Origin of the sequence: Microbacterium sp. HD4P20 (assembly GCF_019449275.2) — a bacterium.
In the GTDB taxonomy this organism is placed as follows: Bacteria; Actinomycetota; Actinomycetes; order Actinomycetales; family Microbacteriaceae; genus Microbacterium.
In genome coordinates, this window is sequence record NZ_JAHZQZ020000017.1 from 161,421 (window position 1) to 178,942 (window position 17,522).

Here is a 17,522-nt window from a genome sequence, read left to right on the forward strand (position 1 = left end):
GCCGACCGTCACATCGTCCCTGAGCGCGTCGCGCCCAGGGACGATGTGCTGTCGTCCGCTGTCTTCACCTCAGCGGAGAGCGAGCCGGCCGTCTGCGCGCGCCGGCGGCGACGGCGGAGCGTGACCGCCACGGCGACGGCGGCCAGGGCCGCTGCCGGCAGGAGCGACCCGATGGCCAGGCCCAGCATGCCGGCGCAGAGCACCGTGGCGGCCAGGGCCATCCACCACCCGGCGGTGCGCCGCTGCAGCAGTCGCAGGGCGGCCACCATGCCGACGGCGTAGATGGCGACCATGCTGCTGGTGTGCACCAGGATGAACGGCGTCAGATCCAGACCTGCCCACAGCATCAGGCCGAAGTACGCCATCACGACGGCGCCGGTGAGGGCAAGGGCCCGGCGCGGCACTCCCCCGGACTCCGCTCCGGCGGCGAACCACCGCGGCAGATCCCCGTTCGCGGCGAGGGATGCCCCGAGTTTGGCGAACGCCGCAAGGTAGGCGTTCATCACGCCGAGCGCGACGATGGCGGCGATCGCGCCGACCGCGGCGGCTCCGAAACCCGGAGAGCCCAGGCGAGCCAGCTCGAGCAGCGGCACGGCGCCCTCGCCTGCCGTCTCGCCGAGTGCGCCCACCGTCACGATCTGCAGCACGAGGTAGCACGCCCCTGTCACGACGAGCGCGATGGCGGTGCCGATCGGGATGGCACGGCGCGGATCGCGGAACTCTCCCGAGATGTGGGTGCCGACCTCCCAGCCGGCGAATGCCCAGACGAACAGACTGATCGCGGTTCCCACGCCCATCCACCCGTTGGGCAGGAACGGTGTGAAGTTCTGCGTCTCCACCGCGGGTGCCGCCAGGGCGACGACGCCGACGACGACGGCGAGAAGGAGCGCCGTGAGCACGAACTGGACCCAGCCCGCGACGCGCACGCCGAACGCATTGACCAGGAAGGGCGGTGCGAGGATGACGAGCGCGATCACCGGCACCATGGCCCGATCCACACCGAGCACCGCGACGACGTATTCGCCGCCGAGCACGGCGACCACGGGCGCACCGGCGCACACGCCGAACAGGAACCAGTAGCCCGTCATCCGCGCCGCCGTCCCGCCGAGGGCGCGGCGCACGTAGCTGGCCACACCGCCCGGATCGGGGTAGCGCGCGGCGAGGACGGCGAACGTTCCAGCCAGCGGGATCGACAGACCGATCACGGCCAGCACCGCCACGATCGACGCCGGACCGGCGACCTCGGCCGCGAGCCCCGGCAGCACGAGCAGGCCGGTGCCCAGCACCGACGCGATGTACAGCGCCGTGCCCTGGACGACGCCCAGGCTGCCACGGGGCGCATCGGTCTGCGAGGTCATGCTCTCAGTGTCGCCGCCGGCGACCGCGCTCCGTCGTGCGTGCGGCGTCGTCCTCGCGCGGATTCCTGCCATTCCCGCGCGACGCGGGTGGGTGCTCAGCCGGTCTCGAGCGGCACCACGGCGGCGCGGGCGAAGGCGGCGGCTGCGGCATCCGTCGACGCCCACCGGTCAGCGTCGACCAGGCCCAGCCGTGTTCGCCGGTCCAGGAGGTCGTCGATGCTCAGCGCGCCCTCGACGACGACACCCCACTGGAGCTCCTGCGCGGTGACGCCCCGGGCGGCGGGCGGCCCGTCCGGAAGGCCGGCAGCGAATGGCGCCTCCGCGCCGAAGCGCCGCACGAACCGGGCCGGCGCGGCGATCTCGGCGAGCCGGTGCCGGGGCCACGCGCCGACGAGCGGCACAGCGCGCGTGCGGGACGACCGTGCGGGCAGCCCGGGATCGCGGCGGATGACCTCGTCGACGGCGTCCTCGGCCATGCGCCGGTAGGTCGTGAGCTTGCCGCCCACCACGTTCAACACGCCGGACGCAGACTCGATCACGGCATGCCGACGCGAGAGGTCGCTGGAGTCGTCGTCACCGATTCCCGCCAGGAGCGGCCGCAACCCCGCGAACGCGGCGACACGTCTTCCCTGCCCAGTGGATCGGCGAGCACCGTGTTCACGGTGTCGAGCAGGGTATCGATCTCAGCCTCGGTCGGCTGAGCGACGTCGGGCACCGGCTCGTGTGCGGGGACGTCGGTCAGCCCGATGTACGTCCGCCCGTGCACGGCCGGCAGGGTGAACACGAAGCGGCTCGACGATCCGGCGACCGGCACAGCCAGAGACGCGTCCGAGCCGCCCATGCGGCAGGTCTCGACCACGACGTGCGTGCCGCGGCTCGGTCGCAGCCGCACGTCGGGCGCAAGCTCCCCGGCCCACACCCCTGTCGCGCTCACCACCGCACGGGCGCGCACGGTGAGGCTGCGGCCGCTCACCGTGTCGCGCAGGTGGGCGCTGTCACCGGTCGCCGATACGGCCTCGACACGGGTGAGAACGGATGCCCCATACCCGGCCGCCGTCCGCGCCACGGCGACCACGAGCCGCGCGTCGTCGATGAGCTGGCCGTCCCAGCCGCGCACGGCGCCACGCAGTGCGTCGGCGCGCACCGCGGGCACCAGGCGCATCATCTCGGCGGGTCCGATGACCGACGGCGCGTGCAGGACCGTGCCGGACGTTCCGACGACCCTGCGCAGGCCATCGCCCAGCCCGTAGCCGAGGCCGACGTACGCGCCGCGGCCGACGCCGCCGGGCTCATACAGCGGCACCACTTGCGCGACGGCACGGGTGAGGTGCGGAGCCGTCCTCGTCATGAGGACGTGGCGTTCGCTCGCGCTCTCGTGGGCGATGCCGAACTGTCCCGTGGCGAGGTAGCGCAGCCCACCGTGCACGAGTTTCGAGCTGAAACGGCTCGTGCCGTGAGCGAGATCATGCCGCTCCACCAGCACCGTGCGCAGGCCACGGCTCGCGGCATCCAGCGCGATCCCCGCTCCGGTGATGCCGCCGCCGATCACGAGCACATCGATCTCGGTGTCCCCGACGATCGCCTCGAGCTCGCGGGTGCGCCGTGCTGCCGTGAGGGCGGAGGGGAACGGCGTGCGGCCGATGATGTGGGTCTGCACCCTCACATGATGGCGCAGCGAGTCGGACTCGGGCCACGCCTGCCGTGCCCACGGTGCGATACTGGCCCGATGCCGACGACGCCGCCCGATGCGACGCCGCCGCGACCGCTCGCGGTGCCCGCTCCGCGACCGCGGCCGGCGTGGGACGCATGGGACACCGAACCTGCCCGCCTGCCCACGGGGGCGAAGGCGCTGATCGCTACGCTCGTCCCCGGCAGGGCGCGCCCGCTCGCGCGCCGTGAGCGGCCCCGCCTCACGCGCTCTCGCCTCACCGACGACGACCTGGCCGCCATCGCCGGCGTCGTCGGCGCCGGGAATGCGACACGAGACGACGACACTCGCGCTCTTCACCTCGGCGGCAAGAGCACCCCGGATCTGCTGCGGCGACGCCTCGACGACCCGCAGCCGGCCCCGGACGCGGTGATTCTGCCGGCCGGCCACGACGAAGTCGCCGCCGTCGTCTCGATCTGCGACGCGCGTGGCATCGCGGTCGTCCCCTTCGGCGGTGGCACGTCGGTCGTGGGCGGAGTGGAGCCCGAGCGCGGCGCGCATCGCGCGGTCGTCGCGCTGGATCTGGTGCGCACCGCCGCCCTTCTCGACCTCGACGAGACCTCGCTGCTGGCGACCTTCGGCGCGGGCACCACGGGACCGCAGGCTGAGCAGATGCTCGCCGCGCACGGCTACACGATCGGCCACTTCCCGCAGAGCTTCGAGTACGCCTCGCTCGGCGGCTATGCCGCGACCCGCTCGAGCGGCCAGGCGTCGCGAGGCTACGGCCGCTTCGAAGACCTCGTGCACGCGCTGCGCATCGCCGCGCCGGCGGGTGAGCTCGCCCTCGGCCGCTCCCCCGCGAGCGCCGCCGGTCCCGATCTGCGCCAGGTCTTCCTCGGCTCGGAGGGCGCGCTGGGAGTCCTCACCGAGATCACCGTCCGCATCCGGCCGGCCGGCGCCCACCGCGACCGCGTATCGCGCCTGGACGTTCCCCGACTTCGGCGCGGCTGCCTCTGCGCTGCGCGAGGCGACGCAGCGCGGCATCCGTCCCACCGTCCTGCGGCTGAGCGATGAGACCGAGACGCGCGTCCACGCGATCATGGGCGGACATCTGACCCGGATGAGCGGATGCCTCGCCGTGGCCACCGTCGAAGGCGCCGGCTCCGCCGAGGCCGAGGTCGTGTGCGCGGCGCTCGACGGGGTCTTCGGCGCACACGGCGCGAAGCCACGAGGCGAGGATCCCGCCCGGTCCTGGGAGCGCGGCCGCTTCTCGTCGCCTGCGCTGCGCGACACCCTCCTCGACATCGGCGTCCTCGCCGAGACGCTCGAGACAGCGACCACGTGGACCAGCCTGCTCGCCCTCAAGAGCGCCGTGACCGCCGCGCTCACGGCCAGTCTGACCGCCTCGGGCGCCAAACCGATCGTGCTGTGCCACATCTCGCACGTCTACCCGGCCGGCGCGTCGCTCTACTTCACCGTGGTCGCCGCCCTGGGCGAGGATCCGGTAGCCCAGTGGACGAGGGCGAAGGATGCCGCGTCCCGCGCCATCGACGCCGGCGGCGGCACGATCACCCACCACCACGCCGTCGGCCGGGACCACCGCCCGTACCTGACCGCGGAGATCGGAGATCTCGGGGTCGAGATCCTGCGCGCGGTGAAGACCGCCGTCGATCCACGCGGGATCATGAATCCCGGCGTCCTGGTGCCACCGATCGGCGCGACGCCGACCCCTGGCGGGCCGGCAGCACCCGGCGCATGAAGCTCGCTCTGATAGCCAACCCCGCGGCGCGGGCCGGGTCCCACGCCGCGGCAGCCACCCGGGCAGCGGAGCGCCTGCGCGCGGGAGGCGTGCAAACGGCGATCGTCAGCGGCGGGAGCGCGGCCGAGTCGGCCTCGCTCCTGCGCACCGCCATCGACGCGGGCGTCGACGCCGTCGCCGTCGTGGGCGGCGACGGCACCGTCAACCTCGCGCTGCAGCAGCTGGCCGGTACCGGCATCCCGCTCGGAATCATCCCGGTGGGCACGGGAAACGACTTCGCAGCGACCCTGGGCCTGCGCGAACTCGATGTCATCGCCGCGGCAGACGCCATCGCGAGCGGAGCGACAAGGCAGGTCGACCTCGGGCGCGTCACCCGCCCCGACGGGTCGGTGGCGTTCTTCGGGTCGGTGCTTGCGAGTGGATTCGACTCGAAGGTCAACGATCGTGCGAACGCCATGCGGTGGCCGCGTGGCGGCTCGCGCTACAACATCGCGATCTTGCGCGAGTTCGTGACGCTTCGCGGCATCCCCTACGACCTCGAGTTCGAAGACCCGGACGGCACGACAGAGCGATACCGGGGCGATATGGTGATGGCGACCGTCGGCAACGGACGCACCTACGGAGGCGGCATCCCGATCTGCCCGGACGCCGATCCGGCCGACGGTCTGCTCGACGTCGTGACGGTGCGGCCGGCCGGCCGGCTGCGTCTGCTGCGCCTTCTGCCGATGGTGTATCGCGGCACGCACGCGAGCGTGCCCGAGGTCGCCATGCGGCGAGCCCGCTCGGTCCGCCTGTCGGCTCCCGGTGTGACCGCGTACGCCGACGGCGATCCGATCGGCGTGCTGCCGCTGGTCGTCGATGTCGCGCCGGGCGCGCTCACCGTCTTCGCTCCTGCGGAGTGAGGCCGCCTCAGTGGGTGGCCTGAACCGCGCGCAGTCTGGCGAGCACCTGGTCGCGAAGCTCTTCCGGTGCCGACTCCTTGCAGGCCCGTGCGACCACCTCGGTGAGGGTGCGCGCCACCAGGGCCTCGTCGCGGCATCCCGGGCAGTTCTCGAGGTGCTCCGCGATATCGGAATGCTGGGTCTTGCAGACCTCGTGGCGCAGGTACTCCTCCAGGTCGCGCCGCGCTTTCTCGCAGCCGCAATCGCTCATTTCGTGCTCCTCGTGGCGGCGGGGGTGATGCCGCGCTCTCTCGCGTAGTCGGCCAGCAGTTCACGAAGCATGCGCCTGCCACGATGCAGACGGCTCATGACCGTGCCGATGGGGGTTTTCATGATGTCGGCGATCTCCTGATAGGCGAAGCCTTCGACGTCGGCCAGGTACACCGCCAGCCGGAAATCCTCGGGGATGGCCTGCAGGGCGTCTTTGACGACCGAAGCCGGCATATGGTCGATGGCTTCGGCCTCCGCCGAGCGCGTGGTCGTGGCGGTCGTGGACTCGGCGCCGCCGAGCTGCCAGTCCTCGAGCTCGTCGATCGTGCCCTGGTAAGGCTCGCGCTGCTTCTTGCGGTAGGTGTTGATGTAGGTGTTCGTGAGGATGCGGTACAGCCACGCCTTGAGGTTGGTCCCTTGCGTGAACGTCTTCCACGACGCGAACGCCTTGACGAACGTCTCCTGCACGAGGTCCGCCGCATCGGCGGGGTTGCGCGTCATGCGCATGGCCGCGGCATACAGCTGATCCATGAAGGGCAGTGCCTGCTCTTCGAACTGGGTGCGCGGATCCAGGGCCTTGCCGCTCTCGTGGGCCTGGTCGATCGAGTCGCTCATCACGCGCCAGTCTACGGCGGCCTCTGCCAGGCCTCCTGCGGCGTGACGGAGGGGTGCCTCGAGGTCGAGGCGATCGAGAGTGGCGAACATCCGGCTCCGCTTCGTGTGATGGGTCCGTGTGGTTTCGAGGTGCTGCGTTCCGGTCGCTGTGGGCCGGGTTCAGTAGGGTAGAACCCGATGACAGCCGACGGGTATTCCCACACTCCCGCGCCGACAGGGCGCGAAGCCTGGCATGCCCCCGTCGCGGACGGTCCGATCCATGCCACCGTCACCGTGCCGGGGTCGAAGTCCCTGACCAATCGCGAACTCGTGCTGGCGTCCCTCGCCGACGGGCCCAGCCGGCTGATCGCCCCGCTGCACTCGGATGATTCGGGGCGCATGATCGAGGCGCTGCGCGCCCTGGGCATCGGCATCGAGCTGGTACCGGGGTCGGGCGGCTACGGCGACGACATCGAGGTGACCCCGGTGTGGCCGCTGCGGGGCGACACCGAAGTGGACTGCGGGCAGGCCGGCACCGTGATGCGGTTCATCGCCGGACTGGGCGGCTTCTCGCACGGCGACGTCACCCTCACGGCCCACGAGAGCGCCCTGCACCGCCCGATGGGCGCCATGATCACCGCGCTGCGCGACGTCGGGGTCGACATCGACGACGGCGGCCGATGGGCGCTGCCGTTCATCGTGCGCGGACACGGACACGTCCGCGGCGGCGAGGTGACGATCGACGCCAGCGCGTCGAGCCAATTCGTCTCGGGACTGCTGCTGGCGGCGCCCCGCTTCGATGTGGGGCTGCATCTCGTCCACGAGGGCGCGCGACTGCCCAGCATCCCGCACATCGACATGACGGTCGAGACGCTCGCCCACCGCGGCGTCCACGTCGAGCGGCCCGCCGCCGGCGAATGGATCGTGCCCGCAGGACCGGTGCGCGGCAAGGACGTCGCGATCGAGCCCGACCTGTCGAACGCGGCACCGTTCCTGGCGGCGGCCATGATCGCCGGAGGCTCGGTGTCGGTTCCGGGCTGGCCCGCCCACTCGACCCAGCCCGGTGCCATGCTCACCGAGATCCTCACGCTGATGGGCGCGCGCGCCGTGCGCCGCGGCGGAGCGCTCACGATCACGGCGGGTGCCGGCATCCAGGGGATCGACCTCGACCTCTCGGCGGCGGGGGAGCTCGCTCCGACGATCTTCGCGTTGGCGGCCTTCGCCGACGCTCCCTCGACGCTGCACGGCATCGGACACATCCGCGGCCACGAGACCGACCGGATCGCGGCCCTCGTGGCCGAGCTGCGCGGACTCGGCGGCGAGGCGCACGAGCTCCCCGACGGCATCCGTATCGTCCCCCGCCCGCTCCACGGCGGCACCTGGCACGCCTATCACGACCACCGCATGGCCACGACCGGTGCGCTGTTCGGCCTGGGCGTGCCGGGAGTCGAGGTCGACGACATCGGCACCACTGCCAAGACGATGCCCGAGTTCCCGCAGATGTGGCAGCGGATGCTGGCCGGCCAGGGGGCGCCGGGCTCGATGACCGAGGAGACGATGCAGGCCTCGTGACGAGGCTTGCCCGGGTGCTGTCTTGAGGATGCTGTGAGCTGGCTCGACGACCTCGAAGACGACGACGAGCCCGAGTTCGACGAGGCCGATGTGCGGGTGCGGCCCAACCCGAAGGCGAACCGACCGCGCACCAAGCGCCGCCCGGCACACGCGGACGCCCAGACCGCCCGAGTGCTCGGCGTGGACCGCGGGCGGTACACGGTGCTCGTAGACGAGGACCTCCCCGCCGAGCGCAGCGTGCTCGCCACGCGCGCCCGCGAGCTACGCAAGATGCCTATCGTGACCGGCGATCGCGCACGTGTCGTCGGCGACACCTCGGCCTCGGATGGCACGCTGGCCCGCATCGTCGGCATCGAGGAGCGCACGTCGCTGCTCCGGCGCAGTGCGGACGACACCGACCAGGTGGAGCGGATCGTCGTGGCCAACGCGGATCAGATGCTCGTGGTCGTCGCCGCCGCCGATCCCGAGCCGCGCCCGAGGCTCGTCGACCGCTATCTGGTCGCGGCACTGGATGCCGGCATCCGTCCGCTCCTCGTGGTGACGAAGACCGATCTGGCCGACCCGTCCGAGTTCCTTGCGCATTTCGATGGGCTGGATCTCGAGGTGTTCACGAGCGGCCGCGAAGAGATGCCCCTCGATCGCATCGGCGTGGCCCTTGCCGGGCACTCGACCGTGTTCGTCGGCCATTCCGGCGTCGGCAAGTCGACACTCGTCAACGCACTCGTTCCCGAGGCGCACCGCGCGACCGGACACGTCAATGTCGTCACAGGTCGCGGACGTCACACGTCGAGCTCCACCGTCTCGCTGCGCTACGTCGGCGAACACGGCAAGGGGTGGGTGATCGACACCCCCGGTGTGCGCTCGTTCGGGCTCGGGCATGTCGATGTCGCCAACATCCTGCGCGCGTTCACCGATCTCGCCGAGGTCGCCGAGGACTGCCCTCGCGGATGCACCCACCGCGCCGACGCGCCGGACTGCGCCATCACCGAAGCGGTCGAAGCGGGCCGTCTCGGCCCGGGCGGTCCTGCGAGGCTGGAGTCGCTGCAGCGCCTGCTCGAGACCTTCACCGAGCGTCACTGACCCGCAGGCCTCACGGGGCGCAGCCGCGGCCTAGGCTGGAGCGGTGACTACGACGCACCTCGAACCCGGTTCCCCCGCCCCCGACTTCTCCCTTGTCGACCAGGACGAGCGTCCCGTGACGCTGAAGGATCTGCGCGGTCGCCGCGTGATCCTGTTCTTCTACCCGGAGGCGATGACGCCCGGCTGCACCACCGAGGCCTGTGACTTCCGCGACAGCCTCGCGCCGCTGCAGGCCGCAGGCTACACCGTGCTCGGGGTCTCGCGCGACGAGCCCGAGAAGCTCCGTCGCTTCCGAGAGCGTGACGGGCTGACGTACGACCTTCTGAGCGACCCCGACCACGCGGTGCACGAGGCCTACGGCGTGTGGGGCGAGAAGATGAACTACGGCAAGACCGTGATGGGCGTCATCCGCTCGACGTTCGTGATCGACGAGGACGGGACGATCGACCAGGCGCTCTACAACGTGAAGGCGACCGGGCACGTCGCCCGCGTCCGCACGCTCGTAGGCGTGTAGCCGGCCCCCTCAGCCGCGCGCGCCGGAGGATGCTTCGCGGACCGCGAGCACCAGCAGGACGAGCGCCACGACCGCGGGCACCGCGAGCACGAGGGCGATCGCCGGGTCGGCGTAGGCCCCGGTCGCTGCGCCCAGCGCGACCGCGAGGATCAGCAGCTGCGTGACGATTGCGCCGGAGCGGCCCCACGACAGCTTCCGCCACACCGCGACGGCGAACGCGAGCACCGCCGCGGCGCCCACCACGGTGAGGACGACCAGCGCGATCGCGCTTTCGATGGAGCCGGTGTCGCCCGAGACCAGGGCGACGATCTGCCAGACGGCGAGCGCGACGATGCCCAGTCCTTCGAGGGCTACCAGGACCGCGGCGACCCGTCCGGACACGTTTGTCCGCATTCTCCGTCGACTCCTTCCCACCCGGCGGGGCGGTTTGTGTGAATCCTCCATGCCGCTGGGAGAACACTCAGCAATTACCACAGGAACCCGCCGGCCAACCCTTGATTCAGGTAAACCGCTATGGGACGATTGGTGAAGCCGTGTGCTCCCACAGCGACGTGGGGCGAGCAAGTCTCGCACTTCCCACAGGGTATCGGACCCGAACCGGCCCTCATCTCCACCACCGCATCAAGGAGCATCACCATGGACTGGCGCGACAAAGCCGCCTGCCTTACCGTCGACCCCGAACTGTTCTTCCCCGTAGGGAACACCGGTCCGGCGGTCGACCAGATCGAGAAGGCGAAATCGGTGTGCGCGCGTTGCACGGTGACCGAGATCTGCCTCCAGTACGCCCTCGAGTCCGGTCAGGACTCCGGCGTGTGGGGCGGGCTGTCCGAAGACGAGCGTCGCGCGCTCAAGCGCCGCGCCGCGCGGGCCCGACGGGCCAGCTGACAACCTACGAACGAAGCGGATGCCGGGACTCCCGGCATCCGCTTCTTTCATTGCTTGGCCCGCTCGATGTAGCGCAACGGGATGTCGATCGTGACCTCGGTGCCGCTGCCCATGATCGTGTGCCAGTCGATGGTGCCGCCCAGCTCGCCCTGGATGAGGGTACGAACGATCTGCGTGCCGAGCCCGCGGCCCACCTGCCCCTCGGGCAGCCCCGAGCCGGTGTCGCGGACGCGCACCTCCAGCCGATCGTCGGAGCGGTCCGCGACGATCTCGACGTCGCCCTCCTGACCAGCCAGTCCGTGCTCGACCGCGTTGGTGACGAGCTCGGTCAGCGCGAGCGCGAGAGGGGTTGCGTATTCGCTCGGCAGCGTCCCGAACGTGCCGCTCGAGTGGGTGCGGGCTCGCGTGTTGGGCGCGGCTGCCACCTCGGCGACGAGCTTCAGCACGCGCGCGAAGACCTCGTCGAAGTCCACGTTCTGCGCCAGGCCCTCCGAGAGCGTGTCATGGACGACGGCGATCGCCGACACGCGTCGCATCGCCTGGGTGAGCGCGTCGCGCGCCTCCTCGGAGTGGGAGCGGCGCGCCTGGATGCGCAGCAGCGACGCCACCGTCTGGAGGTTGTTCTTGACGCGGTGGTGGATCTCGCGGATCGTCGCGTCCTTGGTGATGAGCTCCTGCTCCTGGTGGCGGATCTCGGTGACATCGCGGCACAGCACGATCGCACCGATGCGGGTGCCGTGGTCGCGCAGCGGAATGGTGCGAAGCGACACGGTCACGCCACGCGACTCGAGGTCGGTGCGCCACGGCGCCCGCCCCGTCACGACGACCGGGAGCGACTCGTCGAACTGGCGCGTTGCGGGCAGGATCCGCGTGACGACCTCGACCAGCGACTCGCCCTCGAGCTCGTCCTCGAAGCCGAGCCGGTTGAACGCTGAGAGCGCGTTCGGACTGGCGAAGGTCGTGACTCCGTCGACGTCGAGGCGGATGAGGCCGTCCGAGGCCCGCGGCGCGCCGCGACGCGGCGAGGTGGGAGCGGTCAAGTCGGGGAACTCACCCGAGGCGACCATCCCGAAGATGTCGTCGGCGCAGTCGTTGAATGTGATCTGCTGACGCGACGGCGTGCGCGCCTCACCGAGGTTCGTGTGGCGGGTCAGCACGCCGATGGTCTGGGTCTGAGCGCTCCGCCCGCGGACGACGGGAACGGCGCGGACGCGCGTCGGTGTCTCTTCGAACCAGTCGGGTGAGGCCGAGTCGACGATCTTCGCGGCCTGGAACGCGTCGCGTACCTGCGTGCGCCACTGCGGGCGCACGCGGTCGCCCACGATGTCGCGATAGAACAGCGTGGCCGCGCCGCTCGGACGCGTGTGTGCGACCGCGACGAAGGAGTCGTCGGATGTCGGGACCCAGAGCACGATGTCGGCGAACGCCAGATCGGCGAGGAGCTGACCGTCGCCGGCGAGTCGGTGGAGCCATTCGACGTCTTCTTCGCTCGAACGGCCCTGGGCGTAGACGAGATCGCTGAGGGTCGACACTCCCCTAGCCTAGGGCGCGCGCATCGTGGGATCGCCCGGCGTCCGACGGCGCCGGCGCGTCCCGGGGGCGCCGGGGGCGCCGTGCTCCGGGTCGCTTCGCCGGTGACGCGTCCGAGGCATCGCGTCGTCGGGCGGACCGCCCCGCCTCCGGCGGCGCGACGACCGCTTCACCGGCGAATCGGCGGACGGCGAGCGTGAGCGGCGACTTCGGCGCCACTTCCGCGATCGGTCGCGCCGAGAGCAGGGCCGCGTCGGCGGACCGGGGATCCTGCGGCAGGAACCAGACGTCGCCCACGCCGCCGAAGCGGTCCAGCGTGCGCCGCACCTGGCCACGCGCGTCGATGCCGAGCGCACCCGGGCGCAGACAGTTGGCGACGACCGCGACCGGTGTCGCACCCACGATGGCCCGAAGGTCGGCGTGCGCACGCAGGAACCGTGCGACCCCCAGCGGATCGGCTCCCGCGACGGCGACCACGAGGTCTGCGGCGCGCAGGGCCGCGAGGGTCGCGGCGTTGCGGCGGGGGCCCTCGAGATCGCTCATGATCTCTTCGTCGCGTTCGAGGGGGGCGGCGACGTCCACGACCGTGTAGTCGGCCCAGGCCCGACAGGCGGCGAGGGCGGCCGTCACCCGCCGCTCGCTGAGCTCGGGCCACCTCGACGGACGGTTGAGCCCGGTCAGCACATCGACCCCGCTGCGGCCGAGGGGCAGGGCGATCCGCGTCAGCTCGCGTCCGTCGAGGCCGCCGAGCTCCGCCTGACGGCATGCGGCCGCGAATCCCGGTCCCTCGTCGGCGAGACCGAGTGTCAGCGCGAGCGACGGGGCGTGCGTGTCGGCGTCGACGAGCGCCACGTGCCGGCCGCCGCGGGCGAGCTCGACGGCGAGCTCGGTCGCCACGGTCGAGCGCCCGGGCGCGCCGGCCGGTCCCCACACCACGATCACTCGCGGCTGCGGGCGGTCGGCGGGTGTTGCCACACCGTGCTGCGGGGCGGCGGCGAGCGCGTCGGCGATGCGCCACGGCTCGGCGTCGCGCGAGAGCGGCGTCTCGAGACCGCAGGCCGCCGCGACGCGCCGACCGGCCTCATCGGCGCACAACGGCACGATGCGCGTTCCGGCACGATCGCACAGCGCTACGACCATGGACGACATGGTGGCACGCGAGACCTCGACGATGACCGCGTCGGCCTCGGCCACCGCCTGCAGCACGGTCTCGGCCTCACCGCCCAGCATCCGGTCGTCCACCGCCGTGGCGAGAGCGGATGCCGCCAGCTCCGCGATGACGTCGATCCCCTCGCGCTGCAGCCCCTCGACGAGGCCGCCGGCACGGTCGACGGCGATGACGACCTTCACGAGCCCGCGCCCGCCGTGGGCACCACCGACAGCGCGGAATCGTCCGCCATGGCGGCCAGGGTGCTCGCGACGTCGGCCCGCGGGATCACCAGTTCGAGCGCGGCCGAGCCACCGCCGATCATCGACTCGTCGCGTGTGACCGAGACGACCGTGGCATCGGCGACCAAGATCCGCGGGGCGTCGTATCGGCCCTGCTCGAGCAGCGGCGCCGACCACACCTCCACGACCGTTCCCGCCGATACCGACGCCGGCACGTCGACGGCACTGCGCACGACCACGCTGGTGGTGCGCGCGGAGTCGGCCGTGCCGATGGCGGCCGTGGGCACGAGTTCGCCCTCGTCGATGGTGCGCGTCGCGACGGATCCGTCGGCGAGGGCGTCGGGCGTCAGGTAGCGATCGGCGAGAGTCCCCAGCGCGACATCCACAACGCGCACGTCGTCGGCCGAGATCGCCTCGCCGGGCACGATCGTGCGTGTCGCGGCGTACACCGGGACGGTGTTGCGCGCTGCCGCGACGACCAGCCAGACCCCGGCGACCGAGGCGACGATCAGCAGGATGCCGAGAAAGAAGCGGGCGTCGCCCCAGAAGGCGCGGCGAGGAGTGCGGACGGGATCGCTCACGGTCATGCCTCCCATCGTCGCCCACCTTCCGAGACGGCGTCCGGCGTTATCCACAGCACCCTCCGCGCACGGCCTTGCCGGTGAGGTCGGGGTCATAATGGGGGCATGCCCGAAGACCCGACATCCGACGTGCGTCTCCTCGCGCCCGCGCAGGTGGGCGAGGTGCTCGGTGTGTCGGTCGACGAGGTCATGGCGCTGGTTCAGGAGGGCCGGCTGCGCGGAATGCGCGTCGGGGCACCGGCACGTTGGCGGATCGACGGAGCGAGCGTGTCGGAGTATCTCGACGAGCAGGCCGAGGAGGCGCGTCGCATGGCCCTGTGGCGACAGTCGCAGAACGCGAGCTTTCCCGAGCTGTGGGGCACCGGACGGGTCCGCAACCCCGACTGAGCTCCACGGGCGGCATCGCCCACCGGCTCTGCCGCGCCGCTTCCTCGATGAAGCGCGCCGCTTTCGTCAGGAGAGCGTGGGTGATTCGTCGGCCCGGATCCATGCGACCGCCGAGAACGGCACGATCCGGTAGCCCGACACGGCTTCTGCCCGGCGCGCGGCACCGGGGTCGTGGAGAGCGAGATCGAAGTGGTCGACGCCGGCGCGATCGATCGTGCCGGTCAGTGCTCGCCCCGATGACAGGTGCACCGCGACGCCGGCACGCCGGCGAACCAGGTCGCGCAGCACGAAGCCGAACGTGAGGCGCTCGGCGAGAGCCGTCCGTGACGGCGCCGGTCGGGCCGTTCGCAGCAGGTCGGCATGCGGCATCCCGATCGCAACGATGGCCCACAGGGGAGCGATGACGGCGCCGGTACGTCCCTGCTCGGGCACGAGGGCTGCCCAGTCCGCACCCACGCCGGTCACGACCGCGCGCAGCGTCGTGCCGTCGGCGAACTCGAACAGGGCGCCGGCCCTGCTCGCATCGCCCACCGCGAGCAACGTGAGTCGTTCGACGAGCGCGACCCGCGACAAGCGCAACCGCTCGGCTTCGGTGTCCAGGGCAGCCCGCTCGGCCTCCCATTCGGAGGCGAGCTGATCCTCGAGGTCGTCGAAGAACCGGTCCCAGCGCACTCAGCGAGGCTAGGGCAAATCTCCGCGCGGGGCCACGGAGTTATCCACAGGAAGCCGGTTGGGGATTTTCCTGAGAGTTCGCCGTATGTTGTACTGTCTCGGAGACATCCCCCACTGTCGAGATAGGCACTCATGGCAACGTCGCCCGCAGGCTCCGTCCGAGTCCCCCATACGACGCGCGGCGCGGAACTCTCCGAGTTCTTCGCCCCGCAACGCACAGCGTCCACCGCTCTCCCCGATCCCGAGCCGTTCGTGCGGAACCTGACGCGGGGCGTCCTCGAGGTTCTTGCGGGAGTGCGCGAAGTCGATCAGCTCGCGCGCTGGCTCACGGAGGACCCGTACCGCAAGCTCGTCACGCGCGCCAATCTCGCCACCCGTGCACGCAGCGCACGCGGCATGCCGGCGAAGCGCCCGTCTCACGCGATCCTCTCGGTGCGCGAGTCCTCCCCCGCCGATGGCGTCATCGAAGCAGTGGTCATCGTGCAGGGGCCCGCGCGCACCCGCGCGGTGGCCATGCGCCTCGAGGGCATGGACGGGCGCTGGCGCGCGACGTCCCTGGCATTGCTCTAGCGATCGCTGCGGCCTCCGACCGACGAGCGGGCCGACCCCAGCGTCGTGGCCGGCCCGATCGTCACTTGTCCTCGTCGTCGATCAGCCGCAGAAGCGCCTTGAGCGCATCGCGGATCTCGTAGTGGTCGTACTGTCCCGCGCGGCTCTCCGCTGAGATGACCCCCGCGCGATGCACCCGGCGGAAGTCCCCGACGGGGAACGAGTACGCCTGCTTGGTCTCGGGGTTCTCACGACGATCGACGCCGAGATGCCAGTGCGAGAACTCCGTCCAGCCTTCACGTTCGATGAAGTCGTTCTCCTCATCGGCCGTGGGCGCGGCTTCCGACCAGTCGTCCCGCTCGTCGCGGACGACCTTTCCTTGGCGGATGAGCGCGCGTGCGTGACGCAGAGCGGGCTGATTCAGTTGAATGGCCATGACGGGAGGCTATGAATTGGTGCGCATCCACGGAAGGGGTTGACACGGACATCGGCCACCCTCACATGACGTCATTGTTTATATGACGCCAGGAAGTTGCCCAGTCGTTCGACCGCCTCGGAGAGCACGCGCGCCTCGGGAAGCGTCACGATCCGAAGGTGGTCGGGGGTCGGCCAGTTGAAGCCTGTCCCCTGCACCAGCAGCACGTGCTCGGCGACGAGGAAGTCGTAGACCAGCTTGGCGTCGTCCCGGATCTCATAGACCTCAGGGTCCAGTCGCGGGAAGGCGTAGAGCGCCCCCTGCGGCTTGGTGCAGGTGACGCCGGGAATGCGCTCGAGCCCTTCCCATGCGGCATCCCGCTGCTCGTGAAGGCGCCCCGCCGGAGCCACGAGCGCCTCGATCGACTGCACCCCCGAGAGCGCGGCCTGCACGGCATACTGCGCCGGCACGTTCGGGCACAGTCGCGTGGAGGCCAGCAGCTGGATGCCCTCGAGAAAGCCGGCGGCGTGCCTCTTGGGCCCCGTGATGACGAGCCAGCCCGAGCGGAACCCGGCCACCCGGTAGGTCTTGGACAGACCGTTGAACGTCAGGCACAGCAGGTCTGGCGCGAGCGTGGCAAGGGGCACGTGCTGCGCCTCGTCATAGAGGATCCGATCGTAGATCTCGTCCGCGAGCAGCAGCAGCGAGTGCTCGCGCGCGATCTCGACGATCCCCTGCAGCACTTCCCGCGTGTAGACCGCACCGGTCGGGTTGTTCGGATTGATCACGACAATCGCCTTGGTGCGCGGAGTGATCTTGGAACGGATGTCTTCGAGGTCGGGCTGCCAGCCATTTTCGTTGTCGCAGCGGTAGTGCACCGGCGTGCCGTCGGCGAGGCTCGTCATCGCCGTCCACAGCGGGTAGTCCGGCGCCGGAATGAGCACCTCGTCGCCCTCGTCGAGGAGCGCCTGCATCGTCATCGTGATGAGTTCCGACACGCCGTTGCCGAGGTACACGTCGTCGGGGTCGAACTGCGGGAACCCCGGCACCTGCTCATACCGCGACACCACCGCTCGCCGAGCCGGCATGATGCCCTTGCTGTCGCTGTAGCCGTGCGCATGCGGGACCGCCTCGATCATGTCGCGCACGATCTGGAACGGCGCCTCGAACCCGAACACCGCCGGGTTGCCCGTGTTCAGCTTGAGGATCGAGTGCCCCTCGTTCTCGAGCCGGTCAGCCTCGGCCAGTGCCTGCCCACGGATCTCGTAGAGAACGTTCTTGAGCTTGCTGGACTGGTCGAGAGAACGGAGAGGACTCATCGCCTCAGGATATCCGCGCGGGGCAGGGTCCAATCGACCGCCCGTGGCCCGGGCACCCTGTCACGGCATCAGGTGATCTCACCAGCGCAGGACGTTTCGCGTCAGATCGTCCTACCTCG

At 71.0% G+C, this 17,522-nt stretch carries 21 protein-coding genes; 9 read left to right on the forward strand and 12 right to left on the reverse strand.

Annotated elements, in window-relative coordinates; all coding sequences use genetic code 11:
- Positions 1 to 8: 8 nt before the first annotated feature.
- The 3 genes from K0817_RS12900 to K0817_RS12910 all read right to left on the reverse strand — a co-directional run bounded on the left by K0817_RS12900 (position 9) and on the right by K0817_RS12910 (position 3,015).
- Positions 9 to 1,358: an APC family permease gene (locus K0817_RS12900; protein ID WP_219981910.1), complete on the reverse strand. Its 1,350-nt coding sequence runs from the start codon at positions 1,356 to 1,358 to the stop codon at positions 9 to 11.
- Positions 1,359 to 1,453: 95 nt separating this feature from the next.
- Positions 1,454 to 1,897: a hypothetical protein gene (locus tag K0817_RS12905; RefSeq protein ID WP_253735370.1), complete on the reverse strand. Its 444-nt coding sequence runs from the start codon at positions 1,895 to 1,897 to the stop codon at positions 1,454 to 1,456.
- Positions 1,894 to 3,015 (reverse strand): FAD-dependent oxidoreductase, encoded by a 1,122-nt coding sequence (locus tag K0817_RS12910; protein WP_253735371.1) that lies wholly within the window; start codon positions 3,013 to 3,015, stop codon positions 1,894 to 1,896. Before K0817_RS12910 ends, K0817_RS12905 begins: the two co-directional genes overlap by 4 nt.
- Before the next feature lie 69 nt (positions 3,016 to 3,084).
- On the opposite strand from K0817_RS12910, the gene K0817_RS12915 reads away from it, so the two are divergent.
- Genes K0817_RS12915 through K0817_RS12925 form a run of 3 tightly spaced genes read left to right on the forward strand, consistent with a single transcriptional unit; the run spans position 3,085 to position 5,667 of the window.
- Positions 3,085 to 4,080 (forward strand): FAD-binding oxidoreductase, encoded by a 996-nt coding sequence (locus tag K0817_RS12915; protein WP_253735372.1) that lies wholly within the window; start codon positions 3,085 to 3,087, stop codon positions 4,078 to 4,080.
- The gene (locus K0817_RS12920) at positions 4,025 to 4,765 is read left to right on the forward strand and encodes an FAD-linked oxidase C-terminal domain-containing protein (protein ID WP_253735384.1); all 741 of its coding nucleotides are present in this window, start codon (positions 4,025 to 4,027) and stop codon (positions 4,763 to 4,765) included. The genes K0817_RS12915 and K0817_RS12920 overlap by 56 nt, the downstream gene beginning before the upstream one ends.
- Positions 4,762 to 5,667 carry a diacylglycerol kinase gene (locus K0817_RS12925; protein ID WP_219981911.1) on the forward strand — a complete coding sequence of 302 codons (906 nt, stop codon included), beginning with the start codon at positions 4,762 to 4,764 and terminating at the stop codon, positions 5,665 to 5,667. The genes K0817_RS12920 and K0817_RS12925 overlap by 4 nt, the downstream gene beginning before the upstream one ends.
- Positions 5,668 to 5,674: 7 nt before the next feature.
- Here the strand turns inward: K0817_RS12925 and K0817_RS12930 are convergent, their stop codons facing one another.
- Positions 5,675 to 5,917, reverse strand: a complete 243-nt coding sequence (locus K0817_RS12930; RefSeq protein ID WP_219981912.1) for a zf-HC2 domain-containing protein — start codon at positions 5,915 to 5,917, stop codon at positions 5,675 to 5,677.
- Positions 5,914 to 6,621 carry a sigma-70 family RNA polymerase sigma factor gene (locus K0817_RS12935; RefSeq protein ID WP_219981913.1) on the reverse strand — a complete coding sequence of 236 codons (708 nt, stop codon included), beginning with the start codon at positions 6,619 to 6,621 and terminating at the stop codon, positions 5,914 to 5,916. The genes K0817_RS12930 and K0817_RS12935 overlap by 4 nt, the downstream gene beginning before the upstream one ends.
- An 87-nt stretch (positions 6,622 to 6,708) precedes the next feature.
- Between K0817_RS12935 and aroA the strand changes: the two genes are divergently transcribed.
- The 3 genes from aroA to bcp are packed head-to-tail and all read left to right on the forward strand — an operon-like array spanning position 6,709 to position 9,676.
- Complete coding sequence (gene aroA, locus K0817_RS12940) at positions 6,709 to 8,082, forward strand: 3-phosphoshikimate 1-carboxyvinyltransferase (RefSeq protein ID WP_219981914.1); 1,374 nt, start codon at positions 6,709 to 6,711, stop codon at positions 8,080 to 8,082.
- 33 nt (positions 8,083 to 8,115) lie between these two features.
- Positions 8,116 to 9,162 (forward strand): ribosome small subunit-dependent GTPase A, encoded by a 1,047-nt coding sequence (gene rsgA, locus K0817_RS12945; RefSeq protein ID WP_219981915.1) that lies wholly within the window; start codon positions 8,116 to 8,118, stop codon positions 9,160 to 9,162.
- 43 nt (positions 9,163 to 9,205) lie between these two features.
- Positions 9,206 to 9,676 (forward strand): thioredoxin-dependent thiol peroxidase, encoded by a 471-nt coding sequence (gene bcp, locus K0817_RS12950; RefSeq protein WP_219981916.1) that lies wholly within the window; start codon positions 9,206 to 9,208, stop codon positions 9,674 to 9,676.
- A gap of 9 nt (positions 9,677 to 9,685) precedes the next feature.
- Here bcp and K0817_RS12955 read toward each other — a convergent pair whose 3' ends face one another.
- Positions 9,686 to 10,069: a histidine kinase gene (locus tag K0817_RS12955; protein ID WP_219981917.1), complete on the reverse strand. Its 384-nt coding sequence runs from the start codon at positions 10,067 to 10,069 to the stop codon at positions 9,686 to 9,688.
- Between the two features lie 243 nt (positions 10,070 to 10,312).
- Between K0817_RS12955 and K0817_RS12960 the strand changes: the two genes are divergently transcribed.
- Entirely contained in the window at positions 10,313 to 10,561 is a 249-nt protein-coding gene (locus tag K0817_RS12960; protein WP_019182239.1) for a WhiB family transcriptional regulator, read from the forward strand.
- A 47-nt stretch (positions 10,562 to 10,608) separates the two neighbouring features.
- On the opposite strand, the gene K0817_RS12965 is transcribed toward K0817_RS12960, so the two are convergent.
- The 3 genes from K0817_RS12965 to K0817_RS12975 are packed head-to-tail and all read right to left on the reverse strand — an operon-like array spanning position 10,609 to position 14,067.
- Positions 10,609 to 12,093 (reverse strand): PAS domain-containing sensor histidine kinase, encoded by a 1,485-nt coding sequence (locus K0817_RS12965; RefSeq protein WP_219981918.1) that lies wholly within the window; start codon positions 12,091 to 12,093, stop codon positions 10,609 to 10,611.
- A gap of 4 nt (positions 12,094 to 12,097) precedes the next feature.
- A complete protein-coding gene (locus K0817_RS12970; RefSeq protein WP_219981919.1) occupies positions 12,098 to 13,441 on the reverse strand; it encodes a P-loop NTPase in 1,344 nt (447 codons plus the stop codon).
- Complete coding sequence (locus tag K0817_RS12975; protein ID WP_219981920.1) at positions 13,438 to 14,067, reverse strand: SAF domain-containing protein; 630 nt, start codon at positions 14,065 to 14,067, stop codon at positions 13,438 to 13,440. The genes K0817_RS12970 and K0817_RS12975 overlap by 4 nt, the downstream gene beginning before the upstream one ends.
- Before the next feature lie 99 nt (positions 14,068 to 14,166).
- Here K0817_RS12975 and K0817_RS12980 point away from each other — a divergent pair, with 99 nt between their 5' ends.
- Positions 14,167 to 14,448, forward strand: a complete 282-nt coding sequence (locus K0817_RS12980; RefSeq protein ID WP_219981921.1) for a helix-turn-helix domain-containing protein — start codon at positions 14,167 to 14,169, stop codon at positions 14,446 to 14,448.
- Positions 14,449 to 14,514: 66 nt separating this feature from the next.
- On the opposite strand, the gene K0817_RS12985 is transcribed toward K0817_RS12980, so the two are convergent.
- Positions 14,515 to 15,120 carry a hypothetical protein gene (locus K0817_RS12985; RefSeq protein ID WP_219981922.1) on the reverse strand — a complete coding sequence of 202 codons (606 nt, stop codon included), beginning with the start codon at positions 15,118 to 15,120 and terminating at the stop codon, positions 14,515 to 14,517.
- A 132-nt stretch (positions 15,121 to 15,252) separates the two neighbouring features.
- Between K0817_RS12985 and K0817_RS12990 the strand changes: the two genes are divergently transcribed.
- Positions 15,253 to 15,690: an Rv3235 family protein gene (locus tag K0817_RS12990; protein ID WP_219981923.1), complete on the forward strand. Its 438-nt coding sequence runs from the start codon at positions 15,253 to 15,255 to the stop codon at positions 15,688 to 15,690.
- Between the two features lie 61 nt (positions 15,691 to 15,751).
- On the opposite strand, the gene K0817_RS12995 is transcribed toward K0817_RS12990, so the two are convergent.
- A complete protein-coding gene (locus tag K0817_RS12995) occupies positions 15,752 to 16,105 on the reverse strand; it encodes a hypothetical protein (protein WP_219981924.1) in 354 nt (117 codons plus the stop codon).
- 71 nt (positions 16,106 to 16,176) lie between these two features.
- Positions 16,177 to 17,403: a pyridoxal phosphate-dependent aminotransferase gene (locus tag K0817_RS13000; RefSeq protein WP_219981925.1), complete on the reverse strand. Its 1,227-nt coding sequence runs from the start codon at positions 17,401 to 17,403 to the stop codon at positions 16,177 to 16,179.
- Between the last annotated feature and the right edge of the window lie 119 nt (positions 17,404 to 17,522).